This is a genomic window from Amycolatopsis alkalitolerans (assembly GCF_006152065.1).
GTDB lineage: Bacteria > Actinomycetota > Actinomycetes > Mycobacteriales > Pseudonocardiaceae > Amycolatopsis_E > Amycolatopsis_E alkalitolerans.
Window position 1 is genome coordinate 193,390 of sequence record NZ_VDFW01000001.1, and the last position, 17,218, is coordinate 210,607.

At 70.4% G+C, this 17,218-nt stretch carries 16 protein-coding genes; 11 read left to right on the forward strand and 5 right to left on the reverse strand.

The window, feature by feature from the left end; genetic code table 11:
• Positions 1 to 81 precede the first annotated feature (81 nt).
• The 3 genes from mfd (at position 82) to FG385_RS00855 (ending at position 5,770) form a co-directional block, all read left to right on the forward strand.
• The gene (mfd, locus tag FG385_RS00845; protein ID WP_139094833.1) at positions 82 to 3,630 is read left to right on the forward strand and encodes a transcription-repair coupling factor; all 3,549 of its coding nucleotides are present in this window, start codon (positions 82 to 84) and stop codon (positions 3,628 to 3,630) included.
• 230 nt (positions 3,631 to 3,860) lie between these two features.
• Entirely contained in the window at positions 3,861 to 4,832 is a 972-nt protein-coding gene (locus tag FG385_RS00850) for a SurA N-terminal domain-containing protein (RefSeq protein ID WP_327436803.1), read from the forward strand.
• The gene (locus FG385_RS00855; protein ID WP_235022292.1) at positions 4,829 to 5,770 is read left to right on the forward strand and encodes a MazG family protein; all 942 of its coding nucleotides are present in this window, start codon (positions 4,829 to 4,831) and stop codon (positions 5,768 to 5,770) included. Before FG385_RS00850 ends, FG385_RS00855 begins: the two co-directional genes overlap by 4 nt.
• Here the strand turns inward: FG385_RS00855 and efeB are convergent.
• Genes efeB through efeU form a run of 3 tightly spaced genes read right to left on the reverse strand, consistent with a single transcriptional unit; the run spans position 5,740 to position 8,947 of the window.
• On the reverse strand, positions 5,740 to 6,987 hold the full coding sequence (gene efeB / locus FG385_RS00860; RefSeq protein ID WP_139094624.1) for an iron uptake transporter deferrochelatase/peroxidase subunit: 1,248 nt from the start codon (positions 6,985 to 6,987) through the stop codon (positions 5,740 to 5,742). The two genes, FG385_RS00855 and efeB, sit on opposite strands and share 31 nt — an antisense overlap.
• Entirely contained in the window at positions 6,984 to 8,117 is a 1,134-nt protein-coding gene (gene efeO, locus FG385_RS00865; RefSeq protein WP_407645441.1) for an iron uptake system protein EfeO, read from the reverse strand. Before efeO ends, efeB begins: the two co-directional genes overlap by 4 nt.
• Complete coding sequence (gene efeU, locus FG385_RS00870; protein ID WP_139094626.1) at positions 8,114 to 8,947, reverse strand: iron uptake transporter permease EfeU; 834 nt, start codon at positions 8,945 to 8,947, stop codon at positions 8,114 to 8,116. Before efeU ends, efeO begins: the two co-directional genes overlap by 4 nt.
• A gap of 216 nt (positions 8,948 to 9,163) precedes the next feature.
• On the opposite strand from efeU, the gene FG385_RS00875 reads away from it, so the two are divergent.
• Positions 9,164 to 9,820 (forward strand): lysozyme family protein, encoded by a 657-nt coding sequence (locus FG385_RS00875; RefSeq protein WP_139094627.1) that lies wholly within the window; start codon positions 9,164 to 9,166, stop codon positions 9,818 to 9,820.
• 15 nt (positions 9,821 to 9,835) lie between these two features.
• Here FG385_RS00875 and FG385_RS00880 read toward each other — a convergent pair whose 3' ends face one another.
• Positions 9,836 to 10,240: a tetratricopeptide repeat protein gene (locus FG385_RS00880; protein ID WP_139094628.1), complete on the reverse strand. Its 405-nt coding sequence runs from the start codon at positions 10,238 to 10,240 to the stop codon at positions 9,836 to 9,838.
• A gap of 86 nt (positions 10,241 to 10,326) precedes the next feature.
• Between FG385_RS00880 and FG385_RS00885 the strand changes: the two genes are divergently transcribed.
• The 7 genes from FG385_RS00885 (at position 10,327) to FG385_RS00915 (ending at position 16,511) form a co-directional block, all read left to right on the forward strand.
• Positions 10,327 to 10,806, forward strand: a complete 480-nt coding sequence (locus tag FG385_RS00885; protein WP_139094629.1) for a VOC family protein — start codon at positions 10,327 to 10,329, stop codon at positions 10,804 to 10,806.
• Positions 10,807 to 10,841: 35 nt separating this feature from the next.
• Entirely contained in the window at positions 10,842 to 12,128 is a 1,287-nt protein-coding gene (gene eno / locus FG385_RS00890; protein WP_139094630.1) for a phosphopyruvate hydratase, read from the forward strand.
• An 11-nt stretch (positions 12,129 to 12,139) separates the two neighbouring features.
• Positions 12,140 to 12,700 carry an FtsB family cell division protein gene (locus FG385_RS34200; protein WP_200834235.1) on the forward strand — a complete coding sequence of 187 codons (561 nt, stop codon included), beginning with the start codon at positions 12,140 to 12,142 and terminating at the stop codon, positions 12,698 to 12,700.
• A 23-nt stretch (positions 12,701 to 12,723) separates the two neighbouring features.
• Positions 12,724 to 13,215, forward strand: coding sequence for a DUF501 domain-containing protein (locus FG385_RS00900; RefSeq protein ID WP_139094631.1), 492 nt, complete (start codon positions 12,724 to 12,726; stop codon positions 13,213 to 13,215).
• Positions 13,216 to 13,279: 64 nt separating this feature from the next.
• Positions 13,280 to 14,236, forward strand: a complete 957-nt coding sequence (locus FG385_RS00905; RefSeq protein WP_139094632.1) for a Ppx/GppA phosphatase family protein — start codon at positions 13,280 to 13,282, stop codon at positions 14,234 to 14,236.
• Positions 14,237 to 14,312: 76 nt separating this feature from the next.
• Positions 14,313 to 16,025: a S8 family serine peptidase gene (locus FG385_RS00910; RefSeq protein ID WP_139094633.1), complete on the forward strand. Its 1,713-nt coding sequence runs from the start codon at positions 14,313 to 14,315 to the stop codon at positions 16,023 to 16,025.
• Between the two features lie 36 nt (positions 16,026 to 16,061).
• Positions 16,062 to 16,511 (forward strand): hypothetical protein, encoded by a 450-nt coding sequence (locus FG385_RS00915; RefSeq protein WP_139094634.1) that lies wholly within the window; start codon positions 16,062 to 16,064, stop codon positions 16,509 to 16,511.
• A 49-nt stretch (positions 16,512 to 16,560) separates the two neighbouring features.
• On the opposite strand, the gene FG385_RS00920 is transcribed toward FG385_RS00915, so the two are convergent.
• Positions 16,561 to 17,136, reverse strand: a complete 576-nt coding sequence (locus tag FG385_RS00920) for a CGNR zinc finger domain-containing protein (RefSeq protein WP_139094635.1) — start codon at positions 17,134 to 17,136, stop codon at positions 16,561 to 16,563.
• Positions 17,137 to 17,218: the final 82 nt, after the last annotated feature.

Sequence of the window (17,218 nt, forward strand, 5' to 3'; positions counted from 1 at the left end):
TGAGAGCCGCTACCCGGTCTCGTCCCGGGCAGTGGCATGTCCGCATGCCTGCGCAGGGGAGTTTTCGTGACCGACGGGGTGTTGTCCGGTCTGCTTTCGTCCGTCCTCACCGATCCGGCGTTGCGTGGCGTCCTCGAGCGGGCCGGTTCGCCGCTGCTCGACCTCCAGGGCCCGACGGCCGCCCGCCAGCTCGTCGTCGCCGCGCTCGCGGCCGACGAAGGCGCCGGGCGGCCGGTCCTCGCCGTGACCGCGACCGGCCGCGAGTCCGAGGAGCTGACCGCGGCGCTCACCGCCCTGCTCGGTCCGGACATGGTCGCCGACTTCCCGTCCTGGGAGACGTTGCCGCACGAGAAGCTGTCCCCGCGGGCGGACACCGTCGGCCGCCGGCTCGACGTGCTGCACCGGCTCCGCGGCGGCGATGCGCCGCGCGTGGTGGTCGCGACCGTGCGCAGCCTGATCCAGCCGATGGCGCCCGGCCTCGGCGAACTGAAGCCGCTGGATCTCGTCGTCGGCGAGGACAACGACTTCGAGGGGGTGCTCGATCGTCTCGTCGTGCTCGCGTACACGCGGGTCGACATGGTCGAGAAGCGCGGCGAGTTCGCCGTGCGCGGCGGCATCCTCGACGTGTTCCCGCCGACCGCGAACCACCCGTACCGCGTCGAGTTCTGGGGCGACGAGGTCAGCGAGATCCGTGCGTTCGCGGTGTCGGACCAGCGCTCACTGCCGGGGGAGATCCAGGCCGTCCACGCGCCGCCGTGCCGGGAGCTGCTGCTCACCCCGGAGGTCAAGGCCCGCGCGGGTGAGCTGGCCGAGCAGTACGCGGCCGACGCGCAGCTGGCCGAGATGCTCACGAAGCTCGCCGGCGGCATCCCGTCGGAAGGCATGGAGGCGCTCATCCCCGTGCTCTGTGAAGGGGAGCTGGAGCTGCTGACCGACGCGATGCCCGAGGGCACGCACGTCCTGCTCGCGGATCCGGAGAAGATCCGCGCCCGCGCGCACGACCTGGTACGCACGGGGCAGGAGTTCCTCGAAGCGTCCTGGATGGCCGCGGCGGGCGGCGGGCAGGCGCCCATCGACCTCGGCGCGTCCGCGTACCGCGACCTCGGCGAGGTGGCCGGGCATGCCCGTGACACGAACCGCCCGTGGTGGACGCTGTCGCAACTCACGAGCGAGGACGTCTACCAGCTGGCGGTCGAGCCGGCGCCCGCCTACCGCGGGGACGTGGATCGCGCGATCGCCGACCTGCGGGCGCACCTGGCGACCGGCGGCACGGGGGTCCTGGTCGTCGCTGGGCACGGCACGGCGAGCCGCGCGGTGGAACAGCTTTCCGGCGCCGAGGTCCCCACCACGCTCGCCGAGGACGGGCTGGTCAAGGAGCCGGCCGCGGGTGTGGTCACCGTCGCCTGCGGTGGCCTGACCGAGGGTTTCGTCGCGCCGGAGCTGGGCCTGGTCGTGCTGACCGAAGCCGATCTGACCGGGCGCGGCGCCACCGCCGCATCGTCTACAAAGGACCTCGGGACGAAGATGCCGTCCCGGCGGCGCAACGCGGTCGACCCGCTCGCGCTCAAGAAGGGCGACTACGTCGTGCACGACCAGCACGGCATCGGCCGCTTCGTGGAGATGGTCCAGCGCACCATCTCCGGCGCCACCCGCGAGTACCTCGTGCTCGAGTACGCCTCGTCCAAACGCGGCCAACCGGGCGACCGGCTGTATGTGCCGACCGACCAGCTCGACGAGATTTCGCGGTACGTCGGCGGCGAGCTGCCCACGCTGAACAAGCTCGGCGGCTCGGACTGGAAGAACACGAAAGCCAAGGCACGCAAGGCGGTCAAGGAGATCGCGGCCGAACTGGTCCAGCTCTACGCCGCCCGCCAGGCCTCGCCCGGGCACCCGTTCGGTGCGGACACGCCGTGGCAGCGCGAACTGGAGGACGCGTTCCCGTTCATCGAGACCAATGACCAGCTCGCCGCCATCGACGAGGTCAAGGTGGATATGGAACGCGGCGTGCCGATGGACCGTGTGATCTGCGGCGACGTCGGCTACGGCAAGACCGAGATCGCGGTGCGCGCGGCGTTCAAGGCGGTACAGGACGGTAAGCAGGTCGCGGTGCTGGTGCCGACCACCCTGCTGGCGCAGCAGCACCTCAACACGTTCGGCGAGCGGATGCGGTCGTTCCCGGTGACCATCAAGGGCCTGTCGCGGTTCACCGACAAGTCCGAAGTGGACAGCGTGCTCGCCGGGCTGGCCGACGGCGCGGTGGACATCGTGATCGGCACGCACCGGCTGCTGCAGACCGGGGTGCGGTACAAGGATCTCGGCCTCGTGATCGTGGACGAGGAGCAGCGGTTCGGCGTCGAGCACAAGGAACACATCAAGGCGCTGCGCACGCATGTCGACGTGCTGACGATGTCCGCGACGCCGATCCCGCGGACGCTGGAGATGTCGCTCGCCGGCATCCGTGAGATGTCCACGATCCTCACCCCGCCGGAGGACCGGCATCCGATCCTGACCTACGTCGGCGCGTACGACGACAAGCAGGTGGGTGCCGCGATCCGCCGCGAGCTCCTGCGTGACGGCCAGGTTTTCTACGTGCACAACAGGGTTTCCTCGATCGAGAAGGCCGCGCGGCGGCTGCGCGAGCTGGTGCCGGAAGCGCGGATCGTGACCGCGCACGGCCAGATGAACGAGGACAGGCTCGAGAAGATCATCCAGGGCTTCTGGGAACGCGAATACGATGTGCTCGTTTCGACGACGATCGTGGAGACCGGACTCGACATCTCCAACGCCAACACGCTCATCGTCGAGCGCGGTGACCTGCTGGGTCTCGCGCAGCTGCACCAGCTGCGGGGCCGGGTCGGCCGTGGCCGCGAGCGCGGGTACGCGTACTTCCTGTACCCGGGCGAGTCGCCGCTGACCGAGACCGCGCACGACCGGCTCGCGACGATCGCGCAGAACACCGAGCTGGGCGCCGGGATGGCGGTCGCGATGAAGGATCTGGAGATCCGCGGCGCCGGCAACATCCTCGGCGCGGAGCAGTCGGGGCATATCGCGGGCGTCGGGTTCGATCTCTATGTGCGGCTGGTCGGTGAGGCGGTGGACGTGTTCCGCCGCAGCGCCGGTGCCGAAGCGGCGGAAGAGGAGGAGCTCGGCGAGGTCCGCGTGGACCTGCCGGTCGACGCGCATATCCCGCACGACTACGTGCCGGGCGAGCGGCTGCGGCTGGAGGCGTATCGCAAGATCGCCTCGGCACCCGACGCGGAGGCGCTGGCGGCGGTGGAGGAGGAGCTCATCGACCGCTACGGCCAGCCGCCGGCCCCGGTGCACCGGCTGCTCGCGGTCGCGCGGTTCCGGCACGCGTGCCGCGCGGCGGGCGTGACCGAAGTGACCGTGCAGGGCAACACGATCCGCTTCGCCCCGCTTCCGCTGCCGGACTCGAAGCAACTGCGGCTCAAGCGGCTATACCCGAAGGCGATGTTCAAGGCGGTGACGAACACGGTCTCGGTCCCGAAACCGACCGAAGGCCCGGCCGGCGGCCGGATCGGCGCCCCGCCGCTGCGCGACGAGGCGCTGCTGACCTGGTGCGAAAAGCTCCTCACCACCCTCACCAAGGAGCCCAGCCCAGTCGCTTGACCGCCGTGTTTGCCCTTCCGGACGCCGTGTTTGCCCTTCCGGACGGTGAGTTGGCTCGCCGCGGCGGTGACTTGGCTGTCCGCGGCACGGGCCCCCGCCGCGGGAGGGGCCCCCGCCGCGGGGCGGGCAAACACGCCTGCGGGAGGGGCCAACACGCCTGCGGGGCGGGCCAACACGCCGGGCTCCCAAACTGGTGACTGCTGTGAGAGGGTACGCGTGTGATGCGGATCATGAGTCGTTCCCGTGCGGTCGTCGCCGTCCTCGCCGGCGTGCTGGCGCTTGCCGGATGCGGGTCCGGGCCGAGGCAGGTCGGGGCCGCGTTCCTGATCGGGAACCACGAGGTCACCCAGGACCAGGTGCAGGCGCTGATCGACAAGGCGGTGCGGGAACAGCCCGCCGCTCAGCAACTCGCGCAGCAGCACAAACTCGACCAGCTCGGCCGCGCGATCGTGAGCCAGCTCGTCGTGCACGAGCTGGTCACCACCGCGGCCCGGCACGAGGGGCTCACCGCGGACGAGAACCTGGTCACGCAGACGCTGGCGCAGGATCCGCTCGCCGCCCCGGTGCCCACCACGGGCGTCGACCCGTCCCAGGTGCCGGACCAGATCGCCTACCGCGCCCGCGATCACCGCGAGGCGGTCACCGACCAGGTCCTGATGCGCGACCTCGCCCTGAAGTACTTCGACAAGATGTCGGTCACGTTCGACTACACCTCGGTGGTCTCCGAGCGCCCGGGCGCGACCATGCGTGATCAGGCGCTCGCCAAGGCGGAGCAGATGGCCGCGAACCCGGCGGCCGCCGCGCAGGTCATCCAGGCCGACACCGCCGCGGGTGCGGAGACCAGCGTCGGCGAGCGGGTGCCGGCCGTGCAGGCACCCGACCTCGCCGCGACCGTGGTGTTCGGCGCGCTGCCGGGCAGCGTCATCGCGTTCCAGCCGAGCAGCCAGCAGGCGGCGTGGATCGTCGCGGTAATCCGCCAGCGGGACCTGAACACGCGCCAGTCGGTCGACCAGACGACCGAGCCGACCGCGAGCCAGCTGGTCGCGATCGGCCAGCGGCTCCTGGAGCCGTACGCCGACGTAGCCGGGCTGAAAATCAACCCGCGCTACGGTGTATGGGACCCGGTCGCGATGACCGTCGCGCCCAGTGCCGCCGAAACCACCGGCGCCGTCATCTCCGTGAAGGGATCCACTCAGCCTTGACCGCCACCGTCGTCCTGCTGCCCTACCCCGACGCCGGTGTCCCCCTCGCCGCGATCCCGTATGTCCGCGACGCGCGAGCCGTGTACGCGAGCGGGCTCGATCTGCCGGGCGCCAAGCCGGCGCCCGAGCCGTCGGCGCTGGCGCGGGAGGAGGGCCCGCTGGTGGTGTTCGCGCCCTCGATGGACGATCCCGCGGTCCAGGCGCTGCCCGGCGCGCAGGTCATCACGCAGCCACAAGGGGCCGGGCTGGTCGAGGCGGCACAGGTGATGGACGTGCTGCGCTCGCCGGGCGGTTGCCCGTGGGACGCCAAGCAGACGCACGAGTCGCTGCGGCAGTACCTGGTGGAAGAGACCTACGAGCTTCTCGACGCGATCGAGGAGAACGACCGTGTGGCGCTGCGCGAGGAACTCGGCGACGTGCTCCTGCAGGTACTCTTCCACGCTCGTCTGGCGGCCGAGGACGCGGGCGAACCGTTCGACATCGACGCGGTGGCGGGTGCGCTCGTGGCGAAGCTGGTCGGGCGGCATCCGCATGTGTTCGCGGACGCGGAGAAGATCCACACGCCCGAGCATCAGGAAGTGAAGTGGGAGGAGCTCAAGCAGGCCGAGAAGCAGCGTCAGTCTATTGTGGACGGCGTCGCGCTCGGTCAGCCCGCGGCCGCGCTCGCCGGGAAGCTCGGGCAGCGCAGCGGCCGCGCGGGCATCCCGCTCGACCTGTTCCCCTCCGGTCTGGACGCCCCGGGGCGGATGTTCACCCTCGCCGCCACCGCGCGTCGCGCGGGGGTGGACCCGGAGGGTGAGCTGCGGGCGGTGGCGAAGCGCTTCGCCGCGCAGGTGCGCGCGGCGGAGGCGAACGCGCGTGCGGCCGGCGTCGATCCGTCCACTTTGGAGGCCGAGGGCTGGCGCGCCTACTGGCCGAAGAGCGAATCGCCCCAGTAGCCGGTTTCCGACACCCCGGGCGGCACGGCGAACAGCGCCGAACCGGTGTGCTGGACGTACTCCATCATCGTGTCCTTGGCCGAAAGCGCGTTCTGCATCGGGATGTACTGCTTGCCCGGGTCCCGGTTGAAGGCGATGAAGAACAGCCCGGCCTCGAGATGCCCGACCCCGTCGGACCCGTCGACGAAGTTGTAGCCGCGGCGCAGGATCTTCACGCCGTTCAACGATTCCGCCGCGGCCAGCCGGATATGCGAGTCCGCCGGGATCATCGGCTCGCCGTCCGCGCCGCCGACGTGCAGGTCCACCGGGTCGAACTCGGCGTTCTGCCCGAGCGCGGCCCCACTGCCCTTCGCCCGGCCGACGATCTTCTCCTGCTCGTCGAGCGAGGTCCGGTCCCAGGTCTCGATGTGCATCCGGATGCGGCGCGCCACCAGGTAGGAACCGCCCGCGAGCCACGGCTGGTCGTCGGTCTCGGTGACCCAGACGTGCTCGTCGAGCGCGGACGACTCCTCGGCCTTGAGGTTGTTCGTGCCGTCCTTGAACCCGAACAGGTTCCGCGGGGTGCTCTGCGTGGTCGAGGTCGAGGAACTGCGCCCGAAGCCCAGCTGGGACCAGCGCACTTCGGTCTTGCCGAAGCCGAGCCGCACCAGGTTGCGCACCGCGTGCACCGCCACCTGCGGATCGTTCGCGCACGCCTGGATGCACAGGTCGCCGCCGCTGCGCGCCGGGTCGAGGTTGTCCTTCGGGAACGCCGGTAAGTCGGTGAGCGCGGCTGGGCGGCGCGAGGCGAGGCCGAACCGGCCGTCGAACAGCGACGGTCCGAAGCCGATCGTCAGCGTGAGCGCGGACGCGGGGAGGTCGAGCGCTTCGCCGGTGTCGTCGGGCGGCGCGGCCTTCGCTCCGCCGACCGCCCCGGACATGCCGACTTCCCGGCCGGCCGTCATCCGCCGCGCCGCGCCGGTCCAGGTCTTGAGCAACGACACCAGCGCCGCGCGGTCCTTCGTCGTGACGTCGAGCGCCGCGAAATGCAGGTGTTCCTGCGCGGGCGTGACGATCCCGGCCTGACGCGCGCCGGTGAACGGCACGATGTCCGTTGCCGCGGCGGCGGTGTTCGTGCCGAGCGCGCGGTCGATCCCGACCCCGGCGGCACCCGCCCCGACGAGCGCGGCGCCGGCGCCGGCGAGGCCGAACACCCGGCGCCGGGACACCTCGCTCATTGCGCCACGACCTCCGCGACCTTGCTCAGCGGTTCGCTCAACGCGTCGACCGCCGACGCGAACTCCTTGATCTGGTCCTGGCTCAGCTCGGTGTAGTACTTGAACCCGTCACCGGCGCGGGTCGCGTCGAGCAGCTTCTGCACGTTCGCGAACTGCCCGTCGATGGTGGACACCAGCGCCGCGTCCCGGGCCTGCAGCACCGGCCGCAACGCCTGTACCGCCGCCTTCGAACCGTCCACATTGGCCTGGAAGTCCCACAGATCGGTGTGCGAGAAGGCCTCCTCCTCGCCGGTGATCTTGCCGGTCGCGACCTCGTCGAGCAGTTCCTTGGCGCCGTTGCCCAGATCGAGCGCGCTCAGCTCGAGCGTCTTCGACTTGCCGATCAGGGCGTTGACGTCCGAGACGAGCCGGTCGGCGACCTGCGCGCTGTCCGGCTGCAGCCCGGTCACCCACAGATCCTTCTCCAGCCGGTGGAAACCGGTGAACTGCTGGCCCTGTTCGAGATCCGCCTCGCGGGCGTCGATCGCCGGGTCCAGGTCGCCGAACTTCTCCGCGACCGGCTCGATCCGCTCGTAGTAGACGCGGGTGGCCGCATAGCGCGCCTTCGCGTCTTCGACGTTGCCGGATTTGACCGCGTCGGCGAACTTCTGCGTCTCCGTGCGGAGCACGTCGGTCTGGTCTTCCACATAGGACGCGTAGCTCTTGGTGGCGGCGGCCAGTTCGGCGTTCGAGTCGGCCTGCTTCGCCGCGCTGCCCGCCACGGTGAACGTGCCGCGGATACCGTCGCCGGTCATACCGGGCTTGCACGCGGTCTGATAGGTACCGGCGGTCGCGATCTCGACGGTGAGCTTGCGGGTCAGCCCGGGGGCGATGTTCTCGACCTCGCCCATGATCCGGTCGCCCTCGGCGTAGAGGTAGAACTCGGTGACCTTGGTGCCCTTGTTGGTGACCTCGAAGGTCAGGTTGCCCGCGTTCGCGGTGGTGGCGGAGACCTCGCACGCGGTATCGGAAGCCGAGACGGTGATGGGCCCGCCGCCCCCGCTCGCCGAATCCCCGCCGCCCGAGCATGCGGCCAGCGTCAGCAGCGCGGCCGGACCGGCCAGCGCGAACAGTCTCTTCGGCAAGGTCACTCCTTCGCACCCGCGAGGGCGGGTTTCGGGGCGGTAGGCCGCAGGAACAGCGGCAGCACGATCAGGACGTAGGCCACCCATGCGGTGGCCTGCAGGACGGTGGTCTGCTGGGAGTAGTTGAAGATCCCCTTCAGCAGCGCGCCGTACCAGGAGGTTTCGGGGATCGCGCCCGATGTGTCGAACGCGAGGGTGTGCAGCCCCGGCAGGAACGCGGCCTCCTGCAGATCGTGCAGGCCGTAGCCGAGTACCCCGGCGGCGACGAAGACGAGCAGCACGCCGGTCACGGTGAAGAACTTGCCCAGGTTGAACCGGACGGCGCCGCGGTAGAGCAGGTACGCGATGGTCACCGCGGCGGCGATCCCGATGGCGAACCCGATCAGCGGCTGCGTCGTGCCGCCCTGCGCGCTCTGCACCGAGGCGTAGAAGAAGACCGCCGTCTCGAGGCCTTCGCGGCCGACCGCGAGGAAGGACAGCAGCAGCACCGCGAGCGGGCCCACGGCGAGCGCTTCGTCCATCTTCCCGCGCAGTTCGGCGGCGATCGTCCGGGACGCCTTGCGCATCCAGAAGATCATCGCCGTGACGAACCCGACGGCGACGATCGACAGGCTGCCGCCGAGCAGTTCCTGCTGTTCGAAGGACAGCTGCGCGGTGGTGTAGGTGAGGATCGCGCCGAACGCGATCGACAGCAGCACCGCGGCGGCGATCCCGGGCCAGACCCAGCGAAGGGCCTGCCGACGGTCGGTCTTGACCAGGAACGCAACCAGGATGCTCACCACGAGGGCGGCTTCGAGGCCTTCACGCAGGCCGATGAGCAGGCTCGAGAACAACAACTTGGGGCCTCCTCAGTGCGGTCCGTTCACAGGATGTTTTAGGTAAGCCTTGCCTGTATGTCTAGTGCCAGTATGCCCCCGGCGTGCCGGATTCCGGGCAAATCGGGCGTTTCTGGGCGCGTTTGGGCTGGTCAGCGCCTTAGGTGAGGCTTAGATAACGAATTGTGTGATCCCGGCGTCAGTAGCGCATGAGGGTGAGGCCGCTAACCTGATCCGGTGGTCGAGCCCACCCATCCAGGGGACACCAAGCCGCGTCGCTCGGCGTCCACGCTGTGGCTGGCTCTCGGTGTCGTCGCGACCGGCCTCATCCTGATCTTCACGTTGGGCACAACCAGGCCCGACAGCCCGAAGCCCCTGCCCGCGCCTGGGCCGCCGTCCCCGCCGCCCGCGGCCGCGGCGCCCAAGCCGGCCGTCGCCGCGCCCGTCGACCGGCCGACGAAATCCGACGAAGCCCAGTTGGACGAGTGGGCTCGCGACCTCGCCGGGCCCACGAAGCTCCCGGCTGTGCTGCTCGGCGCCTATGGCCGTGCGGAGATGCGGATGCGCGAAGAGGCGCCGAACTGCCACCTTTCGTGGGCGACGCTCGCGGGGCTGGGCCAGGTGCAGGCCGTCGGCTCCGGACCGCTGCCGGTGCCGCAGCCGATCTGGAACCGCTGGTCCGCACGCGCGACGAACGACGCGAAACGCGCGGACATGCGCAACGTCGCCGACGCCGCGTACACCGTCGCCCGCTACCTGTGCTCGACCGGTGCGGACCTGTCGACCGCGAACGGCTGGTGGTCGACGATCCTCGGCTACACCCAGTCCCTGCCGGACACCCGCGACACCCTCACCGCCGCCGACACCTTCGCCACCGCCGCCCCAGCCCGCTGAGCGGGGGCGGGGCGGTCAGGTTTCTTGCAGCCGGACGCGGGCGTTGACCTCGGACAGGGCGTCCTGGTACTCGGGGACCGGGTTCATCGCCCAAGCCATCCGTAATTGACCGAGCGCCTCGACCAACCGGCCGAGGCGCTGCAGTGTGCGGCCCAGTACGAACCGGGCGTAGTGATCCGACGGATCGAGCTCCAGCACGCGCGTGAACGCCTGCTCGGCATGCCTGAGCTGCGCGGAATGGAAATAAGCGCGGCCGGCCAGCAGCTGCACGCTCGGTTTGTCCGGTTCGGCGTCGAGCACTGGCTGCAGTGCCCTCAGCGCGTCGAGCGGGCGGCGGTTCTCGACCAGCGCCTCGGCTTGACGGAACGCCTCGAACCGGTTGTCACCGACATGGTCCGGAGTCAGGTTCTCGCCATCCATAGTCAGATCGACGTTACCCCGCGGGACCGGCTTTCGGCAGGGGTGCGATCACGGGTCGGGATGGCGGCATGGTGCACTACACGCCCATGAGCGAACCTCGGTACCTAGGTCTCTCGCCGTACCTGTACTACACCGACGCGACCGAAGCCCTCGACTGGCTGGTCCGCGTGTTCGGCTTCACCGAGCGGGTCCGCTACGTCGACGGCGCCGGCCAGGTGTTCCAGGCCACCGTCGCGGCCGGCGACGCCGAGATACTGCTCGCCGGCGTCGGCGCGGACTACTGGGAGAGCAAGGGCGTCGACCGGCCCGTCGGCCAGTTGAACGTGGTCTACGTCGACGACGTGGACGCTCAGTTCGAGCGGGTGTGCGCGGCGCTGGGCGAGGGCACCGACGTCACGCCGCCGCAGGATCAGCCCTACGGCGCGCGCGTGTTCACCGTCGCGGACATCGGCGGCAACAGCTGGACGTTCTGGCAGCGCATCTCCGACACCGCCGATCTGCCGCCGGGCTGGCAGGAAATCAGGGCGGAGCCTCCAACGGGTGACGATGATCTGCCGTTAGGCTGAACCCGTCATCGCCCGCACGACATGAGGAGCGACGAGTGGCGGTCATCGAGCAGGTAGGCGCCCGCGAAATCCTGGATTCCCGCGGCAACCCGACTGTCGAGGTGGAGGTGGCACTCGACGACGGGACGCTCGCGCGGGCCGCCGTCCCGTCGGGCGCGTCGACCGGTGAGCACGAGGCCGTCGAACTCCGCGACGGCGACCCCAAACGCTACAACGGCAAGGGCGTCGAGCGTGCGGTGGCCGCGGTACTCGACGAGATCGGCCCCGAGCTGATCGGTATGGAGGCGGTCGAGCAGCGGGTCGTCGACCAGAAGCTCGTCGATCTCGACGGCACCCCCGACAAGTCCCGCCTCGGCGCGAACGCGCTCCTGGGCGTGTCGCTCGCGGTCGCGAAGGCGGCCGCGGAATCCGCCGAGCTGGAGCTGTTCCGCTACCTGGGCGGGCCGAACGCACACGTGCTTCCCGTCCCGATGCTTAACATCCTCAACGGCGGCGCGCACGCCGACACCGATGTGGACATCCAGGAGTTCATGATCGCGCCGATCGGCGCCGAGTCCTTCCGCGAGGCGCTGCGCTGGGGCGTCGAGGTCTACCACTCGCTCAAGTCGGTGCTCAAGGGCCGTGGCCTGACCACCGGCCTCGGCGACGAGGGCGGCTTCGCGCCGAGCCTGTCGAGCAACCGCGAGGCGCTGGACCTGATCACCACCGCGATCGAGAAGGCGGGCTACCGCCCCGGCCGCGACGTCGCGCTGGCGCTGGACGTCGCGGCGACCGAGTTCTTCGCCGACGGCGCGTACAGCTTCGAGGGCAGCAAGCGCACCGCCGAGCAGCTGACCACGTACTACTCGGAACTGCTCGACGCGTACCCGCTGGTGTCCATCGAGGACCCGCTGGCCGAGGACGACTGGGACGGCTGGGTCGCGCTCACGAGCCGGCTCGGCGAGCGCGTGCAGATCGTCGGCGACGACCTGTTCGTCACCAACCCGGACCGGCTGGAGCAGGGCATCGACCGCGGCGCCGCGAACGCGCTGCTGGTCAAGGTCAACCAGATCGGCACCCTGTCGGAGACCCTCGACGCGATCACGCTCGCGACCTCCTACGGCTACAAGAGCATGATGAGCCACCGTTCCGGCGAGACCGAGGACACCACGATCGCCGATCTCGTGGTCGCGACCGGCGTCGGCCAGATCAAGACCGGCGCGCCCGCACGCAGCGAGCGGGTCGCGAAGTACAACCAGCTGCTGCGGATCGAGGAGACCCTCGGCGACGCGGCCCGCTACGCCGGCGACCTGGCCTTCCCGCGGTTCACGCCGGAGAGCTGACGGTCGCGCCGATGGACCAGCGGGGCAGGGAGCGGACCAGACGGGGCCGCCGCACGGAACGCCGTGCGGACGGCCAGTCGCCGCGCCGCGCCGCGGGTTCGCCGAGCGCGGAGAGCCGGCGTCGCCGGGTGCGGCGGGAGCCGGTCAAGTCGCGCCTGCGCCGGGGGCTCGGGGCGAAGCAGCCTGGCGGGGCGGCCCGGGTGCTCGGCATGTCGACGACGCGGCGGGCCGCGGTGCTCGCCATCGTCGTATGCGCGCTGGCGTTCACCCTGGCCGTGCCTTTGCGGACGTACCTGAGCCAGCGGGCGGAGATCTCCCAGCAGGAGCAGCAGCAGGCGCACCTTCGCGACGAGGTCGCGCGGCTGCAGGCGCGGCAGGCGGCGCTCAACGATCCGGCGCAGGTCGAGGCCGAGGCGCGGCGCCGGTTGCAGTACGTGATGCCCGGCGAGACGCCGTACCTCGTCCAACTGCCCGAGGACACGCCGCAGGGGCAGCAGCAGAGGGCGCGGCAGCAGGCCGAGCCCGGCGGCGCGGCCTGGTACGAGCAGCTGTGGTCCACGGTCGGGCACTGAGCGCGGCTTGCGACAATAGGTTCGTGGAGAAGACGTTCGAGCCGGTGACCGAAGCCGACCGCGAGATCATCGCGCAGCAGCTCGGCCGCCCGCCCCGGGCCCTGCGCGCGATCGCGGCCCGGTGCCCCAGCGGCCATCCGGCGGTGGTCCAGACCAGTCCGCGGCTCGAGAACGGCACGCCGTTTCCCACGTTGTACTACCTGACCTGCCCGCGCCTGGCCTCTCTCGTCGGGCGGCTGGAGGCGTCCGGCGTGATGAAGGAGATGACCGAACGCCTCGCCGTCGACGAGGAGCTGGCTGCGGCCTACCTGCGGGCGCACGAGTCGTACCTGGCCGAGCGGGACGCGATCGAACCGCTCGGTCACCAGATCACCGCGGGCGGGATGCCGGGCCGGGTCAAATGCCTGCATGTTCACCTCGCGCACACCCTCGCGCGCGGCCCTGGCGTGAACCCGTTCGGGGACGAGACGCTGGAGTTGCTGCGCCCCGACTGGCCGTCCGGCGACTGTGCCTAGCGCCAGCCCCTCGCCCACCGCCACCCTCAACCGAGGCGCTTCGCGCCGCAGTACGCTTCCGAGCATGCCCCGAGTTGCCGCGATCGACTGTGGAACGAACTCCATCCGCCTGCTCGTCGCCGAGCTGACCGAGCGCCACGACGGCACCGTCGACCTGCGTGACCTGCACCGCGAGATGCGCATCGTGCGGCTCGGGCAGGGCGTGGACGCGACCGGCGAGCTCGCCCCCGAAGCGCTGGAGCGCACCCGCGTGGCGCTCGCCGACTACACGATCGCGGCGCGTCGCAAGGGCGTCGAGCGGGTCCGCATGGTCGCCACCTCGGCCACCCGCGACGCCCGCAACCGGGACGATTTCTTCGCGATGACGAGGGAAGTCCTCGGTGCCGAGGCGGAGGTGATCAGCGGCGACGAGGAGGCGCGGCTGTCATTCACCGGCGCGGTCGGGGAGCAGGATCCCGACGACGGACCGTTCCTCGTGGTCGACGTCGGCGGCGGTTCGACCGAACTGGTGCTCGGTGAGTGGGACGGCCGGAGTGCCTCGATCACCGCGGCGAAGTCGGTCGACGTCGGCTGCGTGCGCCTCACCGAGCGGGCCCTGAAGTCGGATCCGCCCACGGCGGACGAGATCGCCGCGGGCCGGGAGTTCGCGACCGGCGTGCTCGGGCAGGCCTTCGACGTGGTGGACGTGTCGAAGGCGAGGACCTGGATCGGGGTCGCCGGCACGGTCACCACGCTCTCGGCCGTGGCACAGCAGCTGCCGGAGTACGACTCGGAGCGCACGCACCTTTCCCGCCTGTCGCGGGCGCAGCTGTTCGCGCTGTCGGATGAACTGCTCGCGGCCGACCACGAAACCAGGGCCGCGAACCCGGTGATCCACCCCGGCCGGGTGGACGTCATCGGCGGCGGGGCGCTCATCGTGCGGTTGCTCGCGGAACAGCTGGCCGAGCGCGGTGGGCCCACGGAGCTGATCGTCAGCGAGCACGACATCCTCGACGGGATCGCCCTCTCGCTTGCCCACTGACTTTAGTCGGGTTTTTGTGCCGCTTTACCAAAACCTTAGGTAGGTTCCTCTCACCCTGTGGTGAGGAGGAGTTTCCTTGAGAAGATCCAGGTTGCTCGTCGCCGCGCTCGCGGTACCGCTGATCGGCGGTATCGTGATCGCCGGTCCGGCGGCCGTGGCACGACCGCGGCTTTCGGGTGCGACGACGGAGTTCACCGTGCTGGCGGCCGCCGGGCAGAGCGTCGCCGCTGCGGAACAGGCCATCCGGGCAGCGGGTGGCACGGTCCTGCACACCAATACCGCCGTCGGGCTGATCACGGCCAGCGCCCCGGCCGACGGGTTCGCCGAGCGGGTCTCCGCCGACCGCGCGATCTACGGTGCGGCCAAGGCCACGTCGATCGGGCAGGCGCCCAAGGACAAGGCCGTCAGGAAACCCGGCGCGGTGGAGAAGGAGGGCGGTTCGGCGAAGAAGAAGGCGGTCAAGCCCGCCGGCACCGACCCGCTCGACGACCAGTTGTGGGGCCTCAAATCGATTCGCGCGGATCTTGCGCGCACCGTGCAGCCCGGTGACAAGCGCGTGAAGGTCGGCGTGATCGACACCGGCATCGACGGCTCGCACCCGGACATCGCGCCCAACTTCGACGCCGCCGACTCGCGCAACTTCACCCGCGACATCCCCACCGACGAGACCGGCGCGGTGGTCGACGGGCCGTGCGAGTACCGCGGCTGCGTCGATCCCGCGAACCACGACGACAACGGCCACGGCACGCACGTCGCGGGCACGATCGCCGCGGCCGCCAACGGTTTCGGCGTCTCCGGGGTCGCGCCGAACGTGACGCTGGTGAACGTCCGCGCGGGCCAGGACTCCGGCTACTTCTTCCTGCAGCCGACCGTCGACGCGCTGACCTACGCCGGTGACGCCGGGATCGACGTGGTGAACATGTCGTTCTATGTGGACCCGTGGCTGTACAACTGCGCGGACAACCCGGCCGACTCCGAGGCCGAGAAACTCGAGCAGCGCACCATCACCGAGGCCATCGCGCGTGCGCTGAACTACGCCCACCGCAAGGGCGTGACGTCGGTCGTCGCGCTCGGCAACGAGCACAGCGATCTCGGCGCGCCGCAACCGGACATGACGAGCCCGGACTACCCGGCCGACTCGACGCACGACCGCACGATCGACAACGCGACCTGCCTGTCGCTGCCGGTCGAAGGCCCGCACACGATCGGCGTCGGCGCGTTCGGCCCGTCAGGGGCCAAGGCGGACTACTCGAATTACGGCACCGAGCAGATCTCCGTTTCGGCGCCGGGCGGGTACTACCGCGACGGGTTCGGCACGGACTGGTTCCGCACCAACGAGAACCTGATCCTCTCGGCGTACCCGAAGAACGTCGGGATCGCGGACGGGAACATCGACGCGCACGGCAACGTCACGCCGGACGGGGTCGCGCTCGGCGTGCAGAAGGCCGTCGCACCGGACGGCCGGGTGGGCTATTACCAGTTCCTGCAAGGGACTTCGATGGCCACGCCGCATGCGACGGGTGTCGCCGCGCTGATCGTTTCGCAGTACGGCAAAGCGGGCCGTGGCGGCTTCGGGCTGAGCCCGGACGCCGTGCAGCGCGTGCTCGAAGGGACGGCCGCACCGATCGCGTGCCCGGTCCCGCGGACGGTCGACTACCTCGACGAGGGCCGCGACGCGTCGTTCACCGCAACCTGCGCCGGCACGCCGGAGTTCAACGGGTTCTACGGCAACGGTTCCGTCGACGCCTATGCCGCCGTGAAACACGGCGGGGCGTACGCGCGGGATTGAGGCAACCGTTCCGGGCGCGCCGGCCGTCCATCAGGTATGCGGCTACTCGTACTGCTGGTGGTCCTCACGGCCTGCGGGACTCAGGCCGGCGCCCCGGAACGCGCCTGCACGGCGATCGGCGCGATGCCAGGCATCAGCGTGGCGATCGCGCCGTCCGTGGCCGCGCGGTTCGGCGGCACGGCAGGTATCGACGTGTGCTGGAACGGTTCGTGCCACGGCTATCCGGTGGTGCTTACCCCGGCCACGACGGCGGTCGCCACACCCTGCACCGGCGGTCCCGATGACACCTGCGGTGCGCGGATGCGGGAGACCGGCGGGAAGACCGGGTTCGCGACGGTGCCCGGGCTGCCCGCCGCTCCGGTGACGCTGACCTTCTCCGGCGAGACCGTGAGTGTCACGCCGGAACTGGTGTACCCCAACGGTCCCGCCTGCGGCGCGGGCGGCCCGCAGGCGAAGATCACCGTGGACGAGAAGGGTGTGCGCTGAGGCCCCGCAATGGCTCAGCAGGGGTCGCAGGAGGCGGTGGCGAGACCGATCACTCCGCAGATCTGCCGTTCTTACCCTGATTGGCTTTGAAGCGCGCTTTCTTCTGACGATTCCCGCAGGTGTTCATGTCACACCATTTACGGGTGCGGCTTTGGCTGGTGTCGAAGAAGGCGGCTCGGCAGGTTGGTGACGCGCACAGGGCCAGTCTTCCGTCTCGTTCGCCTGCGATGATGCTGATCGCGTCGGCGGCGATCACGCTGAGGGCGTCTTCCACGCGGGAGGCCGAGCTGAGCCGCCATTGCCGGTTACCCTCGGGGGTCAGGATCGCTGCGGCTCGACCCTGAGCGCTGCGGTCATTGATGACGTGGACGGCAGATGCGGGGAGCGCGTCGCCCACCGCGGCCGCTGTCGCGACGGCGTGAATCGACTCCCTCAGTTCCCGAGCGAGGTCGAGCTGGGCGGTGGTGCAGGAGTCCACGGCGAGGCCGTTCACCGCCAGCCAGTCGACAAGTCGCTGCGGCGTGGGAATGCGCTCCACAGCGTCCCCGTGGCGCTCCGACAGCGTCCCGGTGAAGCTGGTCGCCAGCACGTTACCGAGGCGGAAGTCAGGGAATCCAACACGCATGGAACCACCTTAGCTGGTTGCACGCGGACATCGCGGCGTGCTAGAACCGTCATAGCCGGTTCTACGACGCTCAGGAGGTCTC

What these genes read in the sequence shown, in the direction of transcription:
- FG385_RS34200 (WP_200834235.1), top strand. Translation starts at nt 12,140, where the DNA reads ATGGACCAGCGGGGCAGGGAGCGGACCAGACGGGGCCGCCGCACGGAA.
- FG385_RS00920 (WP_139094635.1), bottom strand. Translation starts at nt 17,136, where the DNA reads ATGCGTGTTGGATTCCCTGACTTCCGCCTCGGTAACGTGCTGGCGACC.
- FG385_RS00915 (WP_139094634.1), top strand. Translation starts at nt 16,062, where the DNA reads ATGCGGCTACTCGTACTGCTGGTGGTCCTCACGGCCTGCGGGACTCAG.
- FG385_RS00905 (WP_139094632.1), top strand. Translation starts at nt 13,280, where the DNA reads ATGCCCCGAGTTGCCGCGATCGACTGTGGAACGAACTCCATCCGCCTG.
- FG385_RS00850 (WP_327436803.1), top strand. Translation starts at nt 3,861, where the DNA reads ATGAGTCGTTCCCGTGCGGTCGTCGCCGTCCTCGCCGGCGTGCTGGCG.
- FG385_RS00885 (WP_139094629.1), top strand. Translation starts at nt 10,327, where the DNA reads ATGAGCGAACCTCGGTACCTAGGTCTCTCGCCGTACCTGTACTACACC.
- efeB (WP_139094624.1), bottom strand. Translation starts at nt 6,987, where the DNA reads ATGAGCGAGGTGTCCCGGCGCCGGGTGTTCGGCCTCGCCGGCGCCGGC.
- FG385_RS00880 (WP_139094628.1), bottom strand. Translation starts at nt 10,240, where the DNA reads ATGGATGGCGAGAACCTGACTCCGGACCATGTCGGTGACAACCGGTTC.